We start from the raw sequence: 17,813 nt of genomic DNA, 5'->3' as shown, positions 1-17,813 counted from the left end.
AGGACTAAGCATTCAAACGTTCCCCCTTCGGATCGAACAATATCGAGTCGACGACTTTCGCCTTGATCACGCCGTCCGGCATCGGGATCGAGAGCTCCTCCCCCATCCGCGAGCGACCGCCGCGAACAAGTGCCAGCGCGATCGAGCGGTTCAGCGTCGCGCTCCAGTAGGCGGAGGTGACATGACCGATCATCGGCACCGGAATGGGATGGGTGGGATCGAGCACGATTTGGGCGCCCTCTTCGAGAACCACCTTGGGATCCGTCGTCAACAACCCGACCAGTTGCTTGCGGTCTTCCCTGACCAGCGCCGGCCGCGATAGCGAGCGCTTGCCGACGAAATCCCGCTTCGCCTTGCCGACAGCCCAGCCGAGGCCGGCGTCATCGGGCGTCACCGTGCCGTCGGTTTCCTGACCGACAATGATGTAGCCCTTCTCCGCGCGCAGCACATGCATGGTCTCGGTACCGTAGGGCGTGATCCCGTAGGGCTTGCCCGCCGCGAAAATCGCTTCCCAGACCGCCCGGCCATAGCCGGCGGGAACGTTGACCTCGAAGCCCAGTTCGCCGGTGAACGACACGCGGAACAGCCGCGTCGGCACGCCGCAGATACGTCCTTCGCGGACGCTCATATGCGGCATGGCATCGGCCGACAGATCGATGCCCTCGACCAGCGGCTCCAGCACCTTGCGCGCATTCGGTCCCTGCAAGGCAATGACCGACCACTGCTCGGTGGTCGAGGTGAGCCACACTTCGAGGTCCGGCCATTCGGTCTGGAGGTAGTCCTCCATCATGGACAGCACGCGGGCCGCGCCGCCGGTCGTCGTCGTGACGTGGAAACGATCAGTTGCCATGCGGCCGACGACGCCGTCATCCATGATGAAGCCGTCTTCGCGCAGCATCACGCCATAGCGCAGCCGGCCGGGCTCCAGCTTGGTCCAGGCATTGGTGTACATGCGATTCATGAATTCGGCGGCGTCCTTGCCGACAATCTCGATCTTGCCGAGCGTTGAGGCATCGAAGATGCCGACCGACTCGCGCGTCACCTTGCATTCGCGCGCGACGGCGGCATGCATGTCCTCACCCACCTGCGGGAAATACCAGGCGCGCTTCCAGACGCCGACATCCTCGAACTGTGCGCCCTGGGATTCGGCCCATGAATGGATGCTGGTCTTGCGCACGGGGTCGAACAGATCACCACGCGATTGGCCAGCAAAGGATCCAAAGGTCGTCGGTGTATAAGGCGGCCGGAACGTGGTCAGGCCTACCTTCGGCACCGCGACATCGATCTGCTTCGACACGACACCAAGGGCGTTCATGTTGGACAGCTTGCCCTGGTCGGTGGCCATGCCGGTGGTCGTATAGCGCTTGACGTGCTCGATCGACCGAAACCCTTCGCGGGTCGCGAGCCGGACATCCTTGGCCGTTACGTCGTTCTGGAAATCGACCCAGGCCCGCTTTTCCGCCTGATGATCGGTCATCACGGAGCCGATGAACGCATCGGCGCCTACCGACTGCGCGGAGACCGTATAGCTGCGCTCGCCGCGCGGGGAGAAGCCGGCCTTGGTCGCAGCGTCCCGGCCACCCCTGGCGCCGCTTTCGATGACGCCTTCGAGCGCGAACAGTCCCTTGCACGCCCCGACCGACCGCTCACGCTCGACCGACTCGCCAGGCACATAGGCACGCAGCTCTTCGCTGTAGCTGAGCTTGCCGCGGCTCTGCGAGAACAGATGCACCGACGGCGTGAACCCGGCGGACATCAAGATAAGATCGCAAGCCACCGTCTCGGCGTCACCGCCCTGCGCGTTAGAGATCTGCGCCGACTTTACCCGCAGCCGGCCCGACGTGCCGCGAACGATGCTGCCGGAGCGGACCTTGATGCCTTCGGCGCGCGCCTTGTCGACCCAATGGCCCGATACGCTCTTGCGCAGATCCACGATCACCTGGATCTTGGCACCGGCTGCCTTGAGATCCAGCGCCGCGCGATAGGCGCTGTCGCAGGCGGTGAACACAACCACCTGCTTGCCTGGCACCACGCCGTACCGATTCACATAGGTCCGGGCAGCATTGGCCAGCATGATGCCCGGCCGGTCATTGTCGGTGAAGACGAGCGGCCGCTCGATCGCGCCGGCGGCCAGCACGACTTCCTTGGCCCTGACCTGCCAGAGCCGCTCACGCGGCTGGTTCGCCGCGGGATTGCTGAGATGGTCGGTGACGCGCTCGTTGAGACCGACAAAATTGTGCGGGTACCAGCCGAACGCCGTCGTGCGCGACATCAGCTTCACATTGGAGCGCTTGCGCAATTCATCGAGCGCCGCGCGCGCCCATTCGGCGGCCTGCATGCCGTCAATCGACGCCGAACGATCGGACAGCAGCGAGCCGCCCATCTCCGCCTGCTCGTCGCACAGGATCACGGTGGCATCGCTGTTGCTGGCTTCGAGCGCCGCCGCAAGCCCCGCAGGCCCGGCGCCGACGATCAGCACGTCGCAATGCGCAAACACCTGCGTATAGCGATCGGCATCCGGCTCGGCTGGTGCCCTGCCGAGACCCGCCATCCGCCGGATTACCGGCTCATAGAGTTTCTTCCAGGCCGTGCGCGGCCACATGAAAGTCTTGTAGTAGAACCCCGCCGGCAGGAAGGCCGAGAAATATTCGTTGAGGAAGCCGGCATCGGTCTCGAGCGACGGCCAGCGATTCTGGCTTTCGGCCACCAGCCCGTCATAGATCTCGACCTGGGTCGCAAGCAGGTTCGGTGTATAGCGCGACTGGGTCGCGCCCACACCGACCAGCGCATTCGGCTCTTCCGAACCGGCGGAGACGAAGCCGCGTGGCCGGTGATACTTGAACGAACGGCCGACCAGATGCACGCCATTGGCGATCAACGCGGAGGCCAGCGTGTCGCCGGCCAGACCCTGATACGACTTTCCGTCAAACGTGAAATGAACTGCGTTGCAGTTTTCAACGCTGTCGCCGCGCCGTACGCGATACGTATCCGTCATGGCTTGGCACCCTGATGTTCCGCTTCGGGGCGCTCGCCCATGCGATAAGTGCGCTTGATGACGTCCGTGGTCGTGTCGCGACTGGCATTGAAGAAACGGCCGCAACCATTGGCATGCCGCCAGCGCTCGTGATGCAGGCCCTTAATGTTGTCACGCATATAGAGATAGGCGGCCCACTCGTCGTCAGTGAGGCTCATCGGATCGGCCGGGCGGGCGATATGTGCCTGCCCGCCATTGGCGAATTCGGCTTCCGGGCGCGACCCGCAATAGGGGCAATTGATCAACAGCATCTTGTTTTCCCCGCTATCAATGCGCCACGGCGGCCGCAGCCGCTTCGTCGATCACGGCGCCATCGCGGAATCGCTCGATGGTGAACGGCGCGTTGATCTTGTTCGGCTCATCCTTGGCGATCGTGCTGGCGAACACCTCGCCCGATCCCGGTGTCGCCTTGAAGCCACCGGTGCCCCAACCGCAATTGACGTAGAGGCCAGATACCGGCGTCTTCGCCACGATCGGCGAGCGATCCGGTGTCACATCCACGATGCCACCCCAGTTGCGCAGCATGCGCAGGCGCCGGAACGCCGGCACCAGTTCGCAGATCGCATCCAGCGTATGATTGACGATGTGCAGGCCGCCGCGCTGCGTATAGGACGTGTAGACATCCGTTCCCGCACCGATCACCATCTCGCCTTTGTCCGACTGCGAGATATAGGCGTGGATTGTGTTCGACATCACCACGCAGGGAAAGATCGGCTTGACCGGTTCGCTGACCAGCGCCTGCAGCGGGAAGCTTTCCAGCGGTAGACGCACGCCGGCCATGTTCATCACCGTGCTGGTATTGCCGGCCGCGACGACGCCTATGCGCTTCGCGTTGATGCTGCCACGCGTCGTATCGACACCGACCACCTCGCCGGTCGGCGCGCGGCGGATGTCGGTGACTTCGCAATTCTCGATAATATCCACGCCGAGCGCGTCGGCAGCGCGGGCATAGCCCCAGGCAACAGCGTCGTGCCGCGCTGTGCCGCCGCGGCGCTGTAGCGCGCCGCCGAGGATCGGATAGCGCATCGCCCCACCGACATTCAGCGGCGGACAGAATTCTTTGCATTCCTCCGGCGACAGCCATTCATTGTCGATGCCGTTGAGACGGTTGGCATGAACATGTCGCTTGAAGCTCTGCACATCGTGAATGTTGTGCGCCAGCATCAGGACGCCGCGTGGTGAATACATGACGTTGTAGTTCAGTTCCTGCGACAGCCCTTCCCACAGCTTGAGGGCGTGCTCGTAGATCCCGGCGCTTTCATCGAACAGATAGTTGGAGCGGATGATCGTGGTGTTGCGGCCGGTATTACCGCCGCCGATCCAGCCCTTTTCGAGGACGGCAACATTTTTGACGCCGTAGCGACTGGCCAGATAGTAGGCCGTTGCAAGCCCGTGGCCGCCACCGCCAACAATGATGACGTCATAACCCGGCTTCGGTTCAGGCGAACGCCACTGTCGCTGCCAGCCGGCATGACCGGTCAGCCCTGCCCGTAGTAATGAAAGCGCTGAAAATTTCTGCATGGCTGTCCACATTATGATTGGACGGAGCCTACAACTCGCTGCCGCTTCGCGGCCAGCATCAGCCCGCCAATCATGTTGGATCAGAGCGACATCCGAACGTCGCAGGCTTGCAAAGCCCCGACACGGAACACGTAGATTTGCGACAACCCGCCCCGGCTTCGCTCGCCGGGTCTCGAATTCGCGACGTATCCATGCGACACGGATCGCTGCCATGTAGACAGGACGGCATGCCCCGGGCACGCGCAGTCCCGCCACCGACGATCAAGGACACCTAGAATGAGCATCGAACGCAGCGACGAGATTCTTCAGTACCTCAAAGACAAGTCGATCGTGGTGGAGACGTTCGAACACCCGCCCGTGCATACGGTGGAAGAGTCGCGTGCGCTGCGCGGCGACATTCCCGGCATTCACACCAAGAACCTGTTCCTCCGCGACGGCAAGAAGCGGTTCTTCCTGTTCGTCACCGACGAAGCCGCGACTGTTCACCTGAAGTCGCTGGCAAAGACGATTGGCGCCAAAGGCGGACTGTCATTTGGAAGCGCGGAAGCCCTGAAGGAATTGCTTGGGATCGAACCGGGATCGGTCTCGATTCTGGCGCTCTACAACGATGCCAATCAGGCGGTCACGCCCGTCATCGATGTGCGCTTGCGGTCAGCGGAGCGCATCAATTGCCACCCCATCATCAACAGCCGCACGACATCGCTGTCGGTCACCGCACTCGACGCGTTCCTCGCTGCAATCGGTCGTGAGGCCTTGTTCACGATGCCGGAAGACCCGCCATCCAACGGCTGACCTTCCCCGGCCGCGCCTCTCCCGCGGGCCTGTTGGTTGCAGCAGCCTACAACCGCAGCCTCCGGGTTCCAGAGGCACGTCGAGCAGACGCAGGCAGGGCGAGGCGCTCCCCTCTCTTGCACCTATTAGCAATGTATTTTTAGGATCAGACCGTCAAAAATACCTGCCCCAGCGCGTTATAGACATGTAATGATGCGACATGGCTTCGTTTTGGACGTCGTCTCACGGCGATCACACGGAGTGCCATTCGACCATATGGTGAATGCTGAGGCAGGGTGATGCAGCCAAAGGTCCGTCCGCTTCGCGTTGGCTTCATTCTCACGAAGAACTTCACGCTGACTGCGCTGGCGAGCTTCGTGGACGTGCTGCGTCTCGCCGCAGATGAGGGTGACAACAGCCGGCCGATCCGCTGCCAGTGGCACATCATGGCCGAAACGGACGAGCCGATCCGCTCGAGCTGCGGCCTGCTCATGTATCCGAATTCCCGGTTCCTTGATCCGCGCGAACTCGACTATCTCGTCGTCGTTGGTGGCCTCCTACATCAAGGTCCGCAGATCGACGAGAAGACCAAGCGATACCTGCTGGAGGCCGCGCAGACCAAGGTCGACCTCATCGGCGTCTGCACCGGCAGCTTCGTGCTGTGGCGGCTGGGCCTGCTCAACCAGAAGAAATGTTGCATTAGCTGGTACCACTATCGCGACTTTCTGGAAGAATTCGGCGAGACGCTCCCGGTGGCCGATCAGCTCTTCGTCATCGACGGCAATCGCATCACCTGTTCCGGCGGTATGGGAGTTGCCTATCTCGCCGCGCATATCATCGAACAGCGCATGGGCTTGTCGAGCGCACAGAAAGCGCTCCACATTATGCTGATCGATCGCATGAAACCGGGGTCATCGGCTCAATCGGCGCCGCCGACCGAATTTGCCGAGACCGACGGGCGAATTTCTCGCGCGCTACTGATGATGGAACAGAACCTGTCCACGCCACTGTCGGTCGCGCGACTGGCTGGCAAGGTCAGTCTGAGCACGCGGCAACTCGAGCGCCTCTTCAAAGAAGAAACCGGACAGTCGCCGCAAGCCACCTATCTGCGGCTCCGGCTGAAGCATGCGCGCTGGATGCTGAAGACTGACCTGTCGCTGGCCGCGATCGCCGCCGAAACCGGCTTCGTCGACGGCTCACATCTCAGTAAGGCCTTCAAAGCTGCATTCGGCACCAACCCCTCCGAGGAACGCCGCAAGGTGATCGGACAACCGCAAGAACCGGACGTCGGCGAAGGCCGACGCGTGTTCAGTCTGGCTTAGACGACGGAGCTGGTAGACATGCACATACCAACGACCTGATCATTCGCCCCACCGAGCCGACCGACCGAACCGACAGCTCATGACGACAAAGCTCGCTTGTCTGCTTTCTGCTGCGCCGGCAGCAGAAAGCGTACCTATGTAGTCAATCTGATGCGTACGGTTCGTCCACCCAGTCCTCCTAATCGCGGCAAAGTGGAATTCATAGATGCCCGGCTCGGTAATGGCTGTACTCGACCTTATCCGTGGTCGAAACGCGACACCGTTCTTCGTATGCATAATGGTTGGCGAATACTTTCGTCAGCCAACCTTAGCTTCGATAGACTATTCCACTAGGTAACGCGTTCGCGAACTGTGCGGCATTTTGGTGCGAAATCTGATTGTCGACGGCGCCCGTCGATAAATCGGCCAACGGGACACCCCGTCGCCCCCTTCCCCTTCTGAAACAATCGTGTCGCGCTGAGGCCGCGAATGTCCTTGTTCATCAAACCCTGCTTGTCGCAAGAGCCGAGACAACATCAAGCTCGCCCTCTCGATCGGACAGAATGACAATTGCTTTCAACGCAGCAACGACAACCGGCAGAAATTCCGGATGCCGCTCCGCTATTCGAGTACAAGCCCACGCTCCTTGGCCAATCGTGTCCACTTTTCGCGCTCTGATGTCAGGACTTTGGCAAACTCTTCTGGAGAACTGCCTATTCCGACAAGACCTTGATCTTCCAGCCGGGCTACGAACTGCGGATCGGCAAGGAGCTTGCGCACTTCCGAATTCAATCTATCGATGATTTCGCGCGGCGTGCCCGCGGGTGCCAGCATACCCACCCACGAATTGACTTCGAAGCCGGGATATCCGCTTTCCGCAACGGTTGGAACATGTGCCAGAGCAGGTGACCGCTTCGCGCCTGTCTGCGCAATTGCGTTGAGAACACCGGCTCTCACATGAGGCAGCGCCAAGGCTGCCGAGAGGAACATCATCTCGATATGCCCACCGATCAGATCCTGTTGCGCGGGACCACCGCCGCGGTACGCCACGTGGGTTATGGTCGTGTCCGTGGCGGATTGGAAGAGTTCGGCCGTCAGATGGTTGCTCGAGCCGACGCCCACGCTCGCATAGTTCACACGTCCTGGCTGCGACTTCAGGAGCTTGATCAAGGACTCGAGATCCTTGGCCGGCACCTTCGGGTGGGTCAGCAGAATGAGCGGATTGCTCGCGATCTGGGTGACCGGCGTGAGATCACGCGAGATGTCGAAATTGAGTTTGGGATACGCGAGCGGATAAATGGCGTAGGAGTCGAACACTAGCAACAAGGTGTGCCCATCCGGTTGCGACCTGGCGACTTCGCCTGAGCCAAGAGTTCCGCCGGCGCCGCCACGATTATCGATGATTACGGTCTGACCTAGAGACGTCTGAAGTTGGGGCTGTATCTGACGAGCGATGGCATCAACGAAGCCGCCCGCGGGGAAGGGCACGACCACACGGATCGGCTTGCTTGGCCATGGCGTCTGCGCGTTCGCCGCTGAACAACATGCTAAGGACGCTACGAAGAGCATCTTGAAGAATAGACGACAGCCCGAGATTTCCATTTTTTTGTTTGCTCCCTCTTTGTTGGTTTCGTAAGGCTAACGCCGATAATAGGCGGGTATCTGCGCGTTAACGTTCACCCAGATGCTTTTCGCCTGGGTGTACTCTTGCATCGCATCGAACCCCATTTCCCGACCGTAGCCCGATCGTCCTACCCCGCCGAACGGCGAGCCTGGATTGGCGCGTTTGTACGAGTTTATCCAGACAATACCTGCTTTTAGGTCGCTCGCCAGCGAGTGAGCACGCTGCAGATCCCGCGTCCAAAGACCGCTGCCGAGGCAGTACTGCGTCCCGTTGGCCGGAGCCAGTGCTTCGGCCTCGTTCCGAAACGTCTGCACCGTCACGAACGGACCGAAGACCTCCTCTTGAATCAAGCGATCTTGCTGGGAGCTCACTTTGATGATGGTAGGCTCGACGTAGCATCCCAGTGCGAGAGCAGAGTTAGAAGGCTGGACGCCGCCCGAGATGACCTCTGCTCCTTCGCGGCGAGCGATGTCCACGTATTCGAGCACACGCCTCTGATGATGAAGACTGGTCAGCGGTCCCATTTCCATTTCCGGATCCAGAGGACTACCAAGTCTTATGGAGCGTGCAAGACGCGCGAAACGCCCTAGGAAATCCTCCACGATATCCGTCGTGCAGCAGAAGACGGGAGCCCGCAATGCAAGCCTGCCCTTGGTTGTGGAAGATAGCCCAGGCGCTCCCATTCACCGCCGCGTCGATACCGGCGTCGTTGAAGACGATGTTTGGCCCTTTATCGCCGAGTTCGAGCTGAACTTTCTTTAGGTTCGAAGCCGACGCGCCCGGATGATAGATTGGCCGGTGAACGTGCTACCAGTGAACGCGAGCTTCGCTACCGCCGGATGTTCGGCTATGCCACTCAAAAAACGATCCGGAGTATTATCAACGATGGCCGGCACGGCGACTGAGAATTTGCCAGTCTTGCGGCTTCTTCCAATGGTCGGCCATCAACTCGCTCGACCGCCTCAATCCGAGCTGCTGGATCTAACGGAATCTCCGCCAATAAACGTTGCATTTGAACGCGGGGATTGTCCCGTCGCGGATCGTCCCCAGTGGGGACAATGGTAGAGGGGGACCGCGCCAATTTAGCGTGTCCGACCGATCATTCCTCGCAGCAAAGTCAATGACTTACAAATCATTGGGGAGACATTTTTATAGGGCCTGACCATTTGGGTCGGCGCCGTGAGAATGCCTTCGCAGTCAAGGCGCGCGACGCGATCACGCTGCGGGAACTCGGACGGCTGAAACCGCACCGCCGTTGCAGACGTCCCAAAACGGAGCGGAGCTGCCAAATCGGGGATTTCGAAATCTTTAATCAATTCGTCCGCACGATCCCTTGGGGGCCAAGCCGACAGGTGCGTCATGCCAAATGACCGAGACGTCGTTCCCGAGCGATACCTTGCCATCACCGCAGCCGGAGTCTTCCTGCTCTGTGGTGGCTTACTCGCGTTCGCGTTTGGCTAGCAGTTTGCTCACCAGCCACATGCATTCGAGTGCAGAGACTTTATCGTCGATTGAAAGCGCGGAGTCGGCAGAAGCCGGCGCCGCGGGCTTCCGCGCTAGCACGGAATAGCGGTCTTGTAAGCCGAAGGTCGCGAGATCAGGCGGCTCTTGATCAACGGGCCGAGATTGGCGGGAAACGGGTGGCTGCAAAGACGGCAGTCAAAGATGGTGACCTGAACACAGGACTCGTCATGACCCACGCGCCCACCGACCGATTGCCCCCAACCTTCAACCGCCTCGCCTGGTCGAACCTCGCGGCGCAGTCGGCGGAGCAGATCGCGCTGGCAGCGGCGCCCATCGTCGCCGTGCTGCTGCTCGGCGTCGGCGAAGGCCAGACCGGATTGCTGCAGACCGCGCTGACCTTGCCCTTCGTGCTGTTTGCCATTCCCGCCGGCCTGCTCGCCGACCGCATGTCGCGCCGCGCCTTGATGGCTGGAGCTGAGGCGCTGCGGGCCGTCTCGCTGCTGCTGACGCTGGCACTGATCTGGTTCGGCGCGCTGACGCTGCCGCTGCTCGCTTTACTCGGCTTCGTCGCGGTGTGCGGCACGGTGGTCTACAGCGTCGCCGCGCCGTCGCTCGTGCCATCGCTCGTCGTGCCGCAATTGCTTGGCGCGGCGAATGCGCGGATTGAACTCGCGCGCACCGTGGCCTTTGCGAGCGGTCCCGCCATCGGTGGCGCGCTCGTCGGCTTCACTGGCGCCGCGCCCGCCTTCGGCTTTGCCGCAGCGCTGTCGCTCATCGCTGTCGCCTTGCTATCGGGCATCCATGAGCCCACGCGCACAACCATCCAACAACGCAAGCCGATGCAGGACATCGCTGAAGGTCTATCCTTCGTCGCACATCATCGCTATTTGCGGCCAGTCTTTATCACGCAGTTCATCTTCAGCGCCGCGTCCTTCATGGTGCTGGCGGTGTTCGTACCTTACGCGGTTCGCCGTCTCGGCCTCTCCGCCTCCGACGTCGGCGTGACACTCGCCATGTATGGCGTGGGCATGGTGATCGGCGCATTGCTGGCAACACGTGTAATGAAGCGGTTGCCGTTCGGCACCGTGATCGCGCTTGGCCCCGTCACCGGCTTCGTCGCCTCCGTCGTGATGGCACTGACCACATGGATCCCTTCACCGGCTTTGGCGGGCCTGAGCTTCTTCCTGCTCGGCGTCGGTCCGATCCTATGGGTGATCTCCACCGCGACGTTGCGGCAATCGGTAACGCCGCCCAGCCTGCTCGGACGCGTCTCCGCGATCAACATCCTGAGCTATGGCGCCCGTCCGATCGGAACCGGTATCGCTGCCGTTATCGGCGGGCTCTATCACGCGGAGGCGTGCCTCTACCTCGCCGTCGCGGGTTTCGCCTGGCAGGCCGTGGTGATCTTGACTTCGCCCGCAGTGACGCTGGAACGGCAGCCAGACATGGTCCGCGACGTGACCGGATGCGTTCCGACGAAAGTCTAACAGGCCTGGTGTAGTTCATCTGTAGTTCGCACTCGCGCACAATCCCCCCGCACCGCAGCACGGATAGTTAGTGTAGTTACGCCGCGTCCAAGCGTCGCAGCAAAGCGAACTTTCTTGCCAAAACTGCAAGCAAGCCTTTGTCTTGCCACCAATCAACAAGGTCAGTCCGCAAAAGGACGACCATTTGGGGAGAACACAATGGCTTCATCCAAGGACAGGAATCCGTCTCGGCGCCGCTTTCTGAAGGTCGCCACCGCCAGCGCGGCTGCAAGCATAGCGGCACCGGTAATCGCCCAGGCGCAGGGCCCGATCAGCATGCGCTGGCAGAGCACATGGCCTGCCAAGGACATCTTCCACGAATACGCGCTCGACTACGCCAAGAAGGTCAACGACATGACCGGCGGCGACCTGAAGATCGAGGTGCTTCCGGCCGGCGCCGTAGTCCCGGCTTTCGGCTTGCTCGATGCGGTCTCCAAGGGCACGCTCGACGGCGGCCATGGTGTGATGGTCTATCACTATGGCAAGCAGACCGCGCTGGCGCTGTGGGGCTCGGGTCCCGCTTACGCGATGGATGCCAACATGCTGCTGTCCTGGCACAAATATGGGGGCGGAAAAGAGCTATTGGCCAAGCTCTATGCGTCGATCGGTGCCAATGTCGTATCACTGCCCTACGGACCAATGCCGACGCAGCCACTTGGCTGGTTCAAGAAACCGGTGACCAAGGCCGACGATCTCAAGGGTGTGAAATTCCGCACCGTCGGCATTTCCATCGACGTGTTTACCGGCCTTGGTGCTGCAGTGAACGCATTGCCAGGCGGAGAAATCGTCTCCGCGATGGACCGCGGCCTGCTCGATGCAGCCGAGTTCAACAATGCCTCGTCGGACCGCATCCTCGGCTTCCCCGACGTAGCCAAGACCTGCATGCTGCAGAGCTACCATCAGAATGCCGAGCAGTTTGAAATCCTGTTCAACAAGACCAAATATGACGCCCTGCCCGAGAAGCTGCGCGCCATCATCGCCGGTGCGGCGGACGCTGCCGGCCAGGACATGTCATGGAAAGCCATCGACCGCTATTCGCAGGACTACGCGGATATGCAGAGCAAGGACAAGGTCAAGTTCTACAAGACACCTGACTCGATCCTGCAGAAGCAGCTTGAGGTCTATGACGAAGTCGTCGCCAAGAAATCGGCCGAGAATCCCCTGTTCAAGGAAATCTCCGAATCTCAGCAGGCCTTTGCCAAGCGGGCTACGCAATGGGAGCAGGACACCGTCGTAAGCCGGCGCATGGCCTATAATCATTACTTCGGTCCGAACGCGAAGAAAAAGACCTAACGCTGCACGGCGCACGTGCCCGCATCATCCGGGATTCCCATCCCGGATGATGCATTCGTGTTGCCGTTTACTGCCTGCTCTCGCCTGATCGAACCCGATTTGACGTTTCCAGCATCAGTGGCCTGAATAACATGACTGCCGAGCGTTTCCTGCACTCCATCGACGGTATCAGCACTTTCGCCGGAAAGGCCGCCGCCTGGTTCATCCTGGGATTGATGGGACTGGTCTGCGCCGAGGTGTTCAAGCGCTACATGCTGAACACGCCCACGGCCTGGATTTTCGACGCCTCCAACATGCTCTATGGCACGCTATTCATGCTGTGCGGCGCCTACACGCTGGCGCAGAACGGCCATGTCCGTGGTGACTTCCTGTACAGCTCGATGCGGCCGCGCACGCAGGCCTCGCTTGATCTCGTCCTCTACATCGTGTTCTTCCTGCCCGGCATCGCCGCGCTTGTCTATGCCGGCTGGGATTATGCGGGCGACAGCTGGCGCATCAAGGAACACTCCAACGTCACAGCAGACGGACCGCCCGTTTATCACTTCAAAGCGATGATTCCGCTGGCCGGCGCACTGTTATTGCTGCAGGGCGTCGCCGAGATCACCCGCGCTGCGATCTGCCTGAAGACAGGCGTTTGGCCGAGCCGGCTGAAGGACGTCTCGGAGATCGACGTCGTCGAAGAGCAACTCGCGCATAGCGAACATGTCGACGAGGAGACGCGCCGCAACGCCATCGCGCATGCGCAGGACATCGAGGAAAGCGCGCGCCAGCGCGGCATGAGCGGGGAGACGCACAAATGAGCGATCCCGCACTCGGCCTCCTGATGCTCGGCCTCATCGTCGTCGTGATCATGATGGGATTTCCGACGGCCTTCACGCTGATGGGCCTCGGCATGTTTTTCGGCTTCTTTGCCTATTACCGCGCAGGCGAATCCTGGGCCGACAACCACATCTTCGACCTGATGGTCCAGCGCACCTATGGCGCCATGACCAACGACGTCCTGATCTCCATCCCGCTCTTCGTGTTGATGGGCTATGTGATGGAACGCGGCGCGCTGGTCGACAAGATGTTCTATTCGATCCAGCTCGCCTTCCGCCGCGTGCCGGCCTCGCTGGCGGTCGCGACCCTGATCGTCTGTACTTTCTGGGGCATAGCGTCAGGTCTGGTCGGCGCCGTCGTGGTGCTGATGGGCGTCATCGCCTTCAACCCGATGCTCAAGGCCGGCTATGACGTCAAGCTGGCGTCGGGCGTCATCACGGCCGGCGGCACGCTGGGCATCCTGATCCCGCCATCGGTGATGATCATCGTCTATGCCGCCGTCGCTGGACAGTCCGTCGTGAAGCTCTATGCCGCAGCGATGTTTCCGGGATTCTTCCTGGCTTTCCTCTATCTTGTCTACATCATCGGCTGGGCGCTGCTGAACCCGAAGATCGCGCCAAAGTTGCCAGAGAGCGAAACACGCGTGCCCGTCCGGCCGTGGATCGCCGATCTGCAGCAAGCCTATTCGGACAAGATGCTGCCTGCCCTGCTGACGGCTGCCGTGGCACCGTCGCGCGCCATGGCGCTGACCATGGACGGCGCGCGGATCAGCTACACGGCGATTCTAAAAAATCTCGGCTTTGCTCTGGTGCCGCTGGTCCTGGCGCTGACTACGCTTTGGGCCGCGTGGTGGTATGTCGTCATCCATCCGCAGCCCGACGCTCCCGCGCCCGCCGCGATCACCGAGCGGGTTCAGCCCGGCAATGCCGGCACGGCCGCGCCTGAGGAAGAAAAACTGGAAGAGCTCGGCGCCGCCCAGTCCGGCTCGGCGAAAGAGAGCGAGCCGGAAGTGCTACAGCAGATGGGCAATGCCGATCTGCAAAACAGTCCAACGAATGCGCCGGTGGATGCCGGACCGCCGCCGGAATTCTACACCTACTTCGCCTTTACGGCAGCCATCATTGCGCTGATGCTTTTCTATTACTACTGGACCATGGGCGCTGAGCAATTCGAGGTGCTACGGCTCCTGACATCGTCCGTCATGCCACTCGGCATTCTGACCGCCATCGTGTTGGCCGTGATCCTGCTCGGTATCACCACGGCAACGGAGTCCGCCGCCGTCGGCGCTGCTGGCGCGTTCCTGCTTGCCTTCCAGGCGCGCACGCTGGACTGGAAGCGCACCAAGGAGGCCGTGTTCCTGACCGCCAAGACTACCTCCATGGTGTGCTGGCTGTTCGTCGGATCGGCGCTGTTCTCCGCGGTGTTCGCCATTCTCGGCGGACAGGCGCTGCTGGAAAGCTGGGTGCTATCGCTGAACCTGACGCCGGTCCAGTTCATGATCTTGTCGCAGGCGATCATCTTCATCCTCGGCTGGCCGCTGGAATGGACGGAGATCATCGTGATCTTCGTGCCGATCTTCCTGCCGATGCTGAAGCATTTCGGCATCGACCCGATCTTGTGGGGCGTGCTTGTCTTCGTCAACCTGCAGGCCGCCTTCCTGTCGCCGCCGGTGGCGATGTCCGCCTTCTATCTGAAGGGCGTCGCGCCATCGCATGTGACGCTGAACCAGATATTCTCCGGCATGATGCCCTATATGCTCATCGTCATCATCTGCATGGTGCTGATGTATATCTGGCCCGGCCTGACACTGTGGCTGCCGAATTATCTGTACGGCAACTGATCAATCAGCCCGATCACCGCCGGGAAGATGGCGGTGGCACCCGTCCTCCCGAAATACCGCATGATCGCCCTGCTCTTTGCAGGTCTCTTTATATGATGTACATCATTTATATAATGAGGATCATCATATGACCGACCGTACGGCAGACGCCATGGCAGACACATCGCAGCAGGAAACCTCCTCGACCGCGCTGCAGATCGCCGTGCTCGCGGCACTGGCTTCCATCGGGACATTGGCCACCAATATCCTGCTACCGTCGTTGCCGCAGATAGCCGCCTCCTTGAAGGTGACGACCCCAGCGGTCACAGCATCAATCACAGTGTTCCTGATCGTTTTCGCGCTCGGGCAGTTACTGGTCGGTCCGATCTCGGATCGTTACGGGCGTCGCATTCCCGTGCTCGCGGGTTTCGGCGTGTTCGTCATAGGCAGCATCTGGTGCGGATTGTCGAGCGATCTTTCCTCGCTGCTGATTGGCCGAGCCATTCAGGCGGCAGGTGCTTGTGCAACCTCGGTGCTGTCGCGCGCCATTGCCCGCGACCTGTTCAGCGGCGCGACGCTGGCACGTGCGCTGACGCTGGTGATGATCGCGCAGGCCGCAGCACCTGGCTTCTCGCCACTGCTCGGTGGCGGCCTCGATTATTTTTTCGGATGGCGCTCAGAATTTGTTTTCGTCGGCGCTTTCGCCGCGCTGTCGGCACTCAGCTATGTCATCGTGCTCGGCGAAACTCACAACACGACGCGTATCCCGCTCAATCCACTCGCCGTCGGCACAACCTATCTCAAGCTTTCGGTGAACCGCCACTTCCTGATCCCAGCCGCCACAGTGGGCCTGATCATGGGTGGACTGTTCTCGATCTTCTCCGCAACACCTCGCATTCTCATCGAGGGCTATGGCTTCACACCGATTGCGCTTGGGCTATTCTTTGCAGGCACCGTGCTGGTTGTGTTCGGCTCCGGCATGCTGGCCGCACGCCTCGCCCCCCGCTTCGGACTGGATCGGTCCATTCGCTATGGATTACTGATCGCGTTCATCGGCAGCGTTGCGGTGCTCGCGACCGCCTACTTCCACGGCAACGTCGTCACCTTCATCGCCGCGACCTGCGTATTCCTGATGGGCATGGGCGTGGTCAATCCGCTCGGCACGGCGCAGGCGCTGTCGCCGTTCGGCACCCATGCGGGCGCCGCCTCGGCACTGCTCGGCTTCTGGCAGATGATGGGAGCCGCGATCGGCGTATCTCTGTCGGCCACTATCGTGCCGCAGGCCGCATTGGCGCTCGGCATCGTTCTCGGCGCGGCCTGCCTGATCGCTATCGTGCTCTACGCGATGTGCCAGCCAACCGTTGCGGTCAGCTAACGCGCCAGATAGCGCTCGTAGCCGCCACGCACGACTTCGTCGCTATCGATCTCGGGATCCAGTGTGTAGAGATCCTGCGCGCGGCCGATGCCGCGCAAGGCGTAACGGCCAGTGGAGACCAGATATTTGCGGCCCGCCGCGTCAAGCCCGGCCTGAAACGCGGACGAGGTCAACAGCGGCCGATCGACCGACGAGCACATGGAAGCGATGCGGCTCACCTCGTTGACTGAGGGACCAACCACGGTGAAATCGAGCCGCTCGTCACTGCCGATATTGCCGTAGAATACTTCGCCCTCATGCAAACCAACATAAGCAGTCGTTACCGGCCGGTTCGCCGCCAATCGTTTCGCATTCAGCTTGGCGATATTCTTGCGGAACTGATGTTCGGCGCGCAAGGCGTTGCGCTTCGCCTTCACCATGTCGTCGCCGGTGAACATCGCCAGAATGCCGTCGCCGATCAGTTTGAGCACGTCGCCGCCGACATCATGGATCGCAGCGATCGAGGCTTCGGCGTAGTCATTAAGGAACGGGATGATCTCGTCCGGTCCGATCGCCTCGCTGATCCCGGTGGAGTTGCGCAAGTCGGAAAACCACAGCACCGCATTGATACGCTCGGTGACGCCTCGCGCGATCTTGCCGCGGAGAACCTGTTCGGCGGCATCGCGGCCGAGATAGACGCGGCCGAGCGTCCGCGCGATCTCCATCTGCGCCGCCGACTTGATAGCGAGCCCGAGCATCGGCACTAGTTCGCGCAACGCCGACATCTGTTGCTCATTGAACCCGTCTTCGTCGCGCGTCGCCCAATACGAATAGAGGCAGTCCATCTGCCCCATGGAACCGTTCTCGCCAAACTTGTGGACGAACACGGCGCCGTGACGGTGACCACCTTCCTGCAGGCTGCTGACCATCGAGAAGCGGTCGGCTATCCCGGGCGCGTGCAGATCGAGCCGCAATTCGTCGTGCCCCTCTTCCAGCATGTGGAAGAACACCGATCGTCGCCAGTTCGCGGCGGCCTCGCCGATCTCGGTCGAGCCATATTCGAACACATCGCTCTCGTTGCTGGCCTTGTCGTTCCAGCGGAAACCGCGCCCCTCAAAAATCGGATGCAGCGTGTCGAGGAAAACAAGCCCCCGCGACAGGTCGATGCCACCCGCCAAGCAGCGTTCGCAAAAGCCGCGGATCAACTCATTTTCCGGCAGGCCGGTAAGGCCCTGGCCGGTCAACCAGTTCATCAGTTCGATACGCGGCGCAGTGTCCATCGGAGAT

The 17,813-nt window shown here is 61.2% G+C and carries 14 protein-coding genes; 7 read left to right on the top strand and 7 right to left on the bottom strand.

Annotated features, from left to right (window positions below; translation table 11 throughout):
* Window positions 1-4: 4 nt before the first annotated feature.
* Genes CIW50_RS16345 through CIW50_RS16335 form a run of 3 tightly spaced genes read right to left on the bottom strand, consistent with a single transcriptional unit; the run spans window position 5 to window position 4,555 of the window.
* Window positions 5-2,995: a sarcosine oxidase subunit alpha gene (locus CIW50_RS16345; RefSeq protein WP_149532271.1), complete on the bottom strand. Its 2,991-nt coding sequence runs from the start codon at window positions 2,993-2,995 to the stop codon at window positions 5-7.
* On the bottom strand, window positions 2,992-3,285 hold the full coding sequence (locus CIW50_RS16340) for a sarcosine oxidase subunit delta (RefSeq protein ID WP_149532270.1): 294 nt from the start codon (window positions 3,283-3,285) through the stop codon (window positions 2,992-2,994). The genes CIW50_RS16345 and CIW50_RS16340 overlap by 4 nt, the downstream gene beginning before the upstream one ends.
* Window positions 3,286-3,301: 16 nt before the next feature.
* Entirely contained in the window at window positions 3,302-4,555 is a 1,254-nt protein-coding gene (locus tag CIW50_RS16335; protein WP_149532269.1) for a sarcosine oxidase subunit beta family protein, read from the bottom strand.
* 276 nt (window positions 4,556-4,831) lie between these two features.
* Here CIW50_RS16335 and CIW50_RS16330 point away from each other — a divergent pair, with 276 nt between their 5' ends.
* Window positions 4,832-5,347 (top strand): prolyl-tRNA synthetase associated domain-containing protein, encoded by a 516-nt coding sequence (locus tag CIW50_RS16330; RefSeq protein ID WP_149532268.1) that lies wholly within the window; start codon window positions 4,832-4,834, stop codon window positions 5,345-5,347.
* Between the two features lie 278 nt (window positions 5,348-5,625).
* Window positions 5,626-6,648, top strand: coding sequence for a GlxA family transcriptional regulator (locus CIW50_RS16325; protein ID WP_149532267.1), 1,023 nt, complete (start codon window positions 5,626-5,628; stop codon window positions 6,646-6,648).
* Between the two features lie 600 nt (window positions 6,649-7,248).
* On the opposite strand, the gene CIW50_RS16320 is transcribed toward CIW50_RS16325, so the two are convergent.
* Genes CIW50_RS16320 through CIW50_RS29870 form a run of 3 tightly spaced genes read right to left on the bottom strand, consistent with a single transcriptional unit; the run spans window position 7,249 to window position 8,971 of the window.
* The gene (locus CIW50_RS16320; protein WP_149532266.1) at window positions 7,249-8,229 is read right to left on the bottom strand and encodes a Bug family tripartite tricarboxylate transporter substrate binding protein; all 981 of its coding nucleotides are present in this window, start codon (window positions 8,227-8,229) and stop codon (window positions 7,249-7,251) included.
* Between the two features lie 36 nt (window positions 8,230-8,265).
* Window positions 8,266-8,853: an aldehyde dehydrogenase family protein gene (locus CIW50_RS29350; protein WP_197738375.1), complete on the bottom strand. Its 588-nt coding sequence runs from the start codon at window positions 8,851-8,853 to the stop codon at window positions 8,266-8,268.
* Window positions 8,798-8,971: an aldehyde dehydrogenase family protein gene (locus CIW50_RS29870; RefSeq protein ID WP_502707497.1), complete on the bottom strand. Its 174-nt coding sequence runs from the start codon at window positions 8,969-8,971 to the stop codon at window positions 8,798-8,800. Before CIW50_RS29870 ends, CIW50_RS29350 begins: the two co-directional genes overlap by 56 nt.
* 971 nt (window positions 8,972-9,942) lie before the next feature.
* Here CIW50_RS29870 and CIW50_RS16310 point away from each other — a divergent pair.
* From CIW50_RS16310 to CIW50_RS16290, 5 genes are all read left to right on the top strand, one after another.
* Complete coding sequence (locus tag CIW50_RS16310; RefSeq protein ID WP_149532265.1) at window positions 9,943-11,202, top strand: MFS transporter; 1,260 nt, start codon at window positions 9,943-9,945, stop codon at window positions 11,200-11,202.
* A 198-nt stretch (window positions 11,203-11,400) separates the two neighbouring features.
* A complete protein-coding gene (locus CIW50_RS16305; protein WP_149532264.1) occupies window positions 11,401-12,534 on the top strand; it encodes a TRAP transporter substrate-binding protein in 1,134 nt (377 codons plus the stop codon).
* Between the two features lie 131 nt (window positions 12,535-12,665).
* On the top strand, window positions 12,666-13,334 hold the full coding sequence (locus CIW50_RS16300) for a TRAP transporter small permease subunit (protein WP_149532263.1): 669 nt from the start codon (window positions 12,666-12,668) through the stop codon (window positions 13,332-13,334).
* Entirely contained in the window at window positions 13,331-15,193 is a 1,863-nt protein-coding gene (locus CIW50_RS16295; RefSeq protein WP_149532262.1) for a TRAP transporter large permease, read from the top strand. The genes CIW50_RS16300 and CIW50_RS16295 overlap by 4 nt, the downstream gene beginning before the upstream one ends.
* Window positions 15,194-15,320: 127 nt before the next feature.
* Window positions 15,321-16,547 carry a multidrug effflux MFS transporter gene (locus CIW50_RS16290; protein ID WP_246664300.1) on the top strand — a complete coding sequence of 409 codons (1,227 nt, stop codon included), beginning with the start codon at window positions 15,321-15,323 and terminating at the stop codon, window positions 16,545-16,547.
* Here the strand turns inward: CIW50_RS16290 and CIW50_RS16285 are convergent.
* Window positions 16,544-17,806, bottom strand: a complete 1,263-nt coding sequence (locus tag CIW50_RS16285) for an adenylate/guanylate cyclase domain-containing protein (RefSeq protein ID WP_149532261.1) — start codon at window positions 17,804-17,806, stop codon at window positions 16,544-16,546. The genes CIW50_RS16290 and CIW50_RS16285 overlap by 4 nt on opposite strands.
* Window positions 17,807-17,813 lie beyond the last annotated feature (7 nt).

Source organism: Tardiphaga sp. P9-11 (genome assembly GCF_008329525.1).
GTDB lineage: Bacteria > Pseudomonadota > Alphaproteobacteria > Rhizobiales > Xanthobacteraceae > Tardiphaga.
Note: the sequence above shows the minus strand (reverse complement) of the source record. Positions and strands in the feature narration are given on the sequence as shown.

What these genes read in the sequence shown, in the direction of transcription:
- CIW50_RS16345 (WP_149532271.1), bottom strand. Translation starts at nt 2,995, where the DNA reads ATGACGGATACGTATCGCGTACGGCGCGGCGACAGCGTTGAAAACTGC.
- CIW50_RS16340 (WP_149532270.1), bottom strand. Translation starts at nt 3,285, where the DNA reads ATGCTGTTGATCAATTGCCCCTATTGCGGGTCGCGCCCGGAAGCCGAA.
- CIW50_RS16335 (WP_149532269.1), bottom strand. Translation starts at nt 4,555, where the DNA reads ATGCAGAAATTTTCAGCGCTTTCATTACTACGGGCAGGGCTGACCGGT.
- CIW50_RS16330 (WP_149532268.1), top strand. Translation starts at nt 4,832, where the DNA reads ATGAGCATCGAACGCAGCGACGAGATTCTTCAGTACCTCAAAGACAAG.
- CIW50_RS16325 (WP_149532267.1), top strand. Translation starts at nt 5,626, where the DNA reads ATGCAGCCAAAGGTCCGTCCGCTTCGCGTTGGCTTCATTCTCACGAAG.
- CIW50_RS16320 (WP_149532266.1), bottom strand. Translation starts at nt 8,229, where the DNA reads ATGGAAATCTCGGGCTGTCGTCTATTCTTCAAGATGCTCTTCGTAGCG.
- CIW50_RS16310 (WP_149532265.1), top strand. Translation starts at nt 9,943, where the DNA reads ATGACCCACGCGCCCACCGACCGATTGCCCCCAACCTTCAACCGCCTC.
- CIW50_RS16305 (WP_149532264.1), top strand. Translation starts at nt 11,401, where the DNA reads ATGGCTTCATCCAAGGACAGGAATCCGTCTCGGCGCCGCTTTCTGAAG.
- CIW50_RS16300 (WP_149532263.1), top strand. Translation starts at nt 12,666, where the DNA reads ATGACTGCCGAGCGTTTCCTGCACTCCATCGACGGTATCAGCACTTTC.
- CIW50_RS16295 (WP_149532262.1), top strand. Translation starts at nt 13,331, where the DNA reads ATGAGCGATCCCGCACTCGGCCTCCTGATGCTCGGCCTCATCGTCGTC.
- CIW50_RS16290 (WP_246664300.1), top strand. Translation starts at nt 15,321, where the DNA reads ATGACCGACCGTACGGCAGACGCCATGGCAGACACATCGCAGCAGGAA.
- CIW50_RS16285 (WP_149532261.1), bottom strand. Translation starts at nt 17,806, where the DNA reads ATGGACACTGCGCCGCGTATCGAACTGATGAACTGGTTGACCGGCCAG.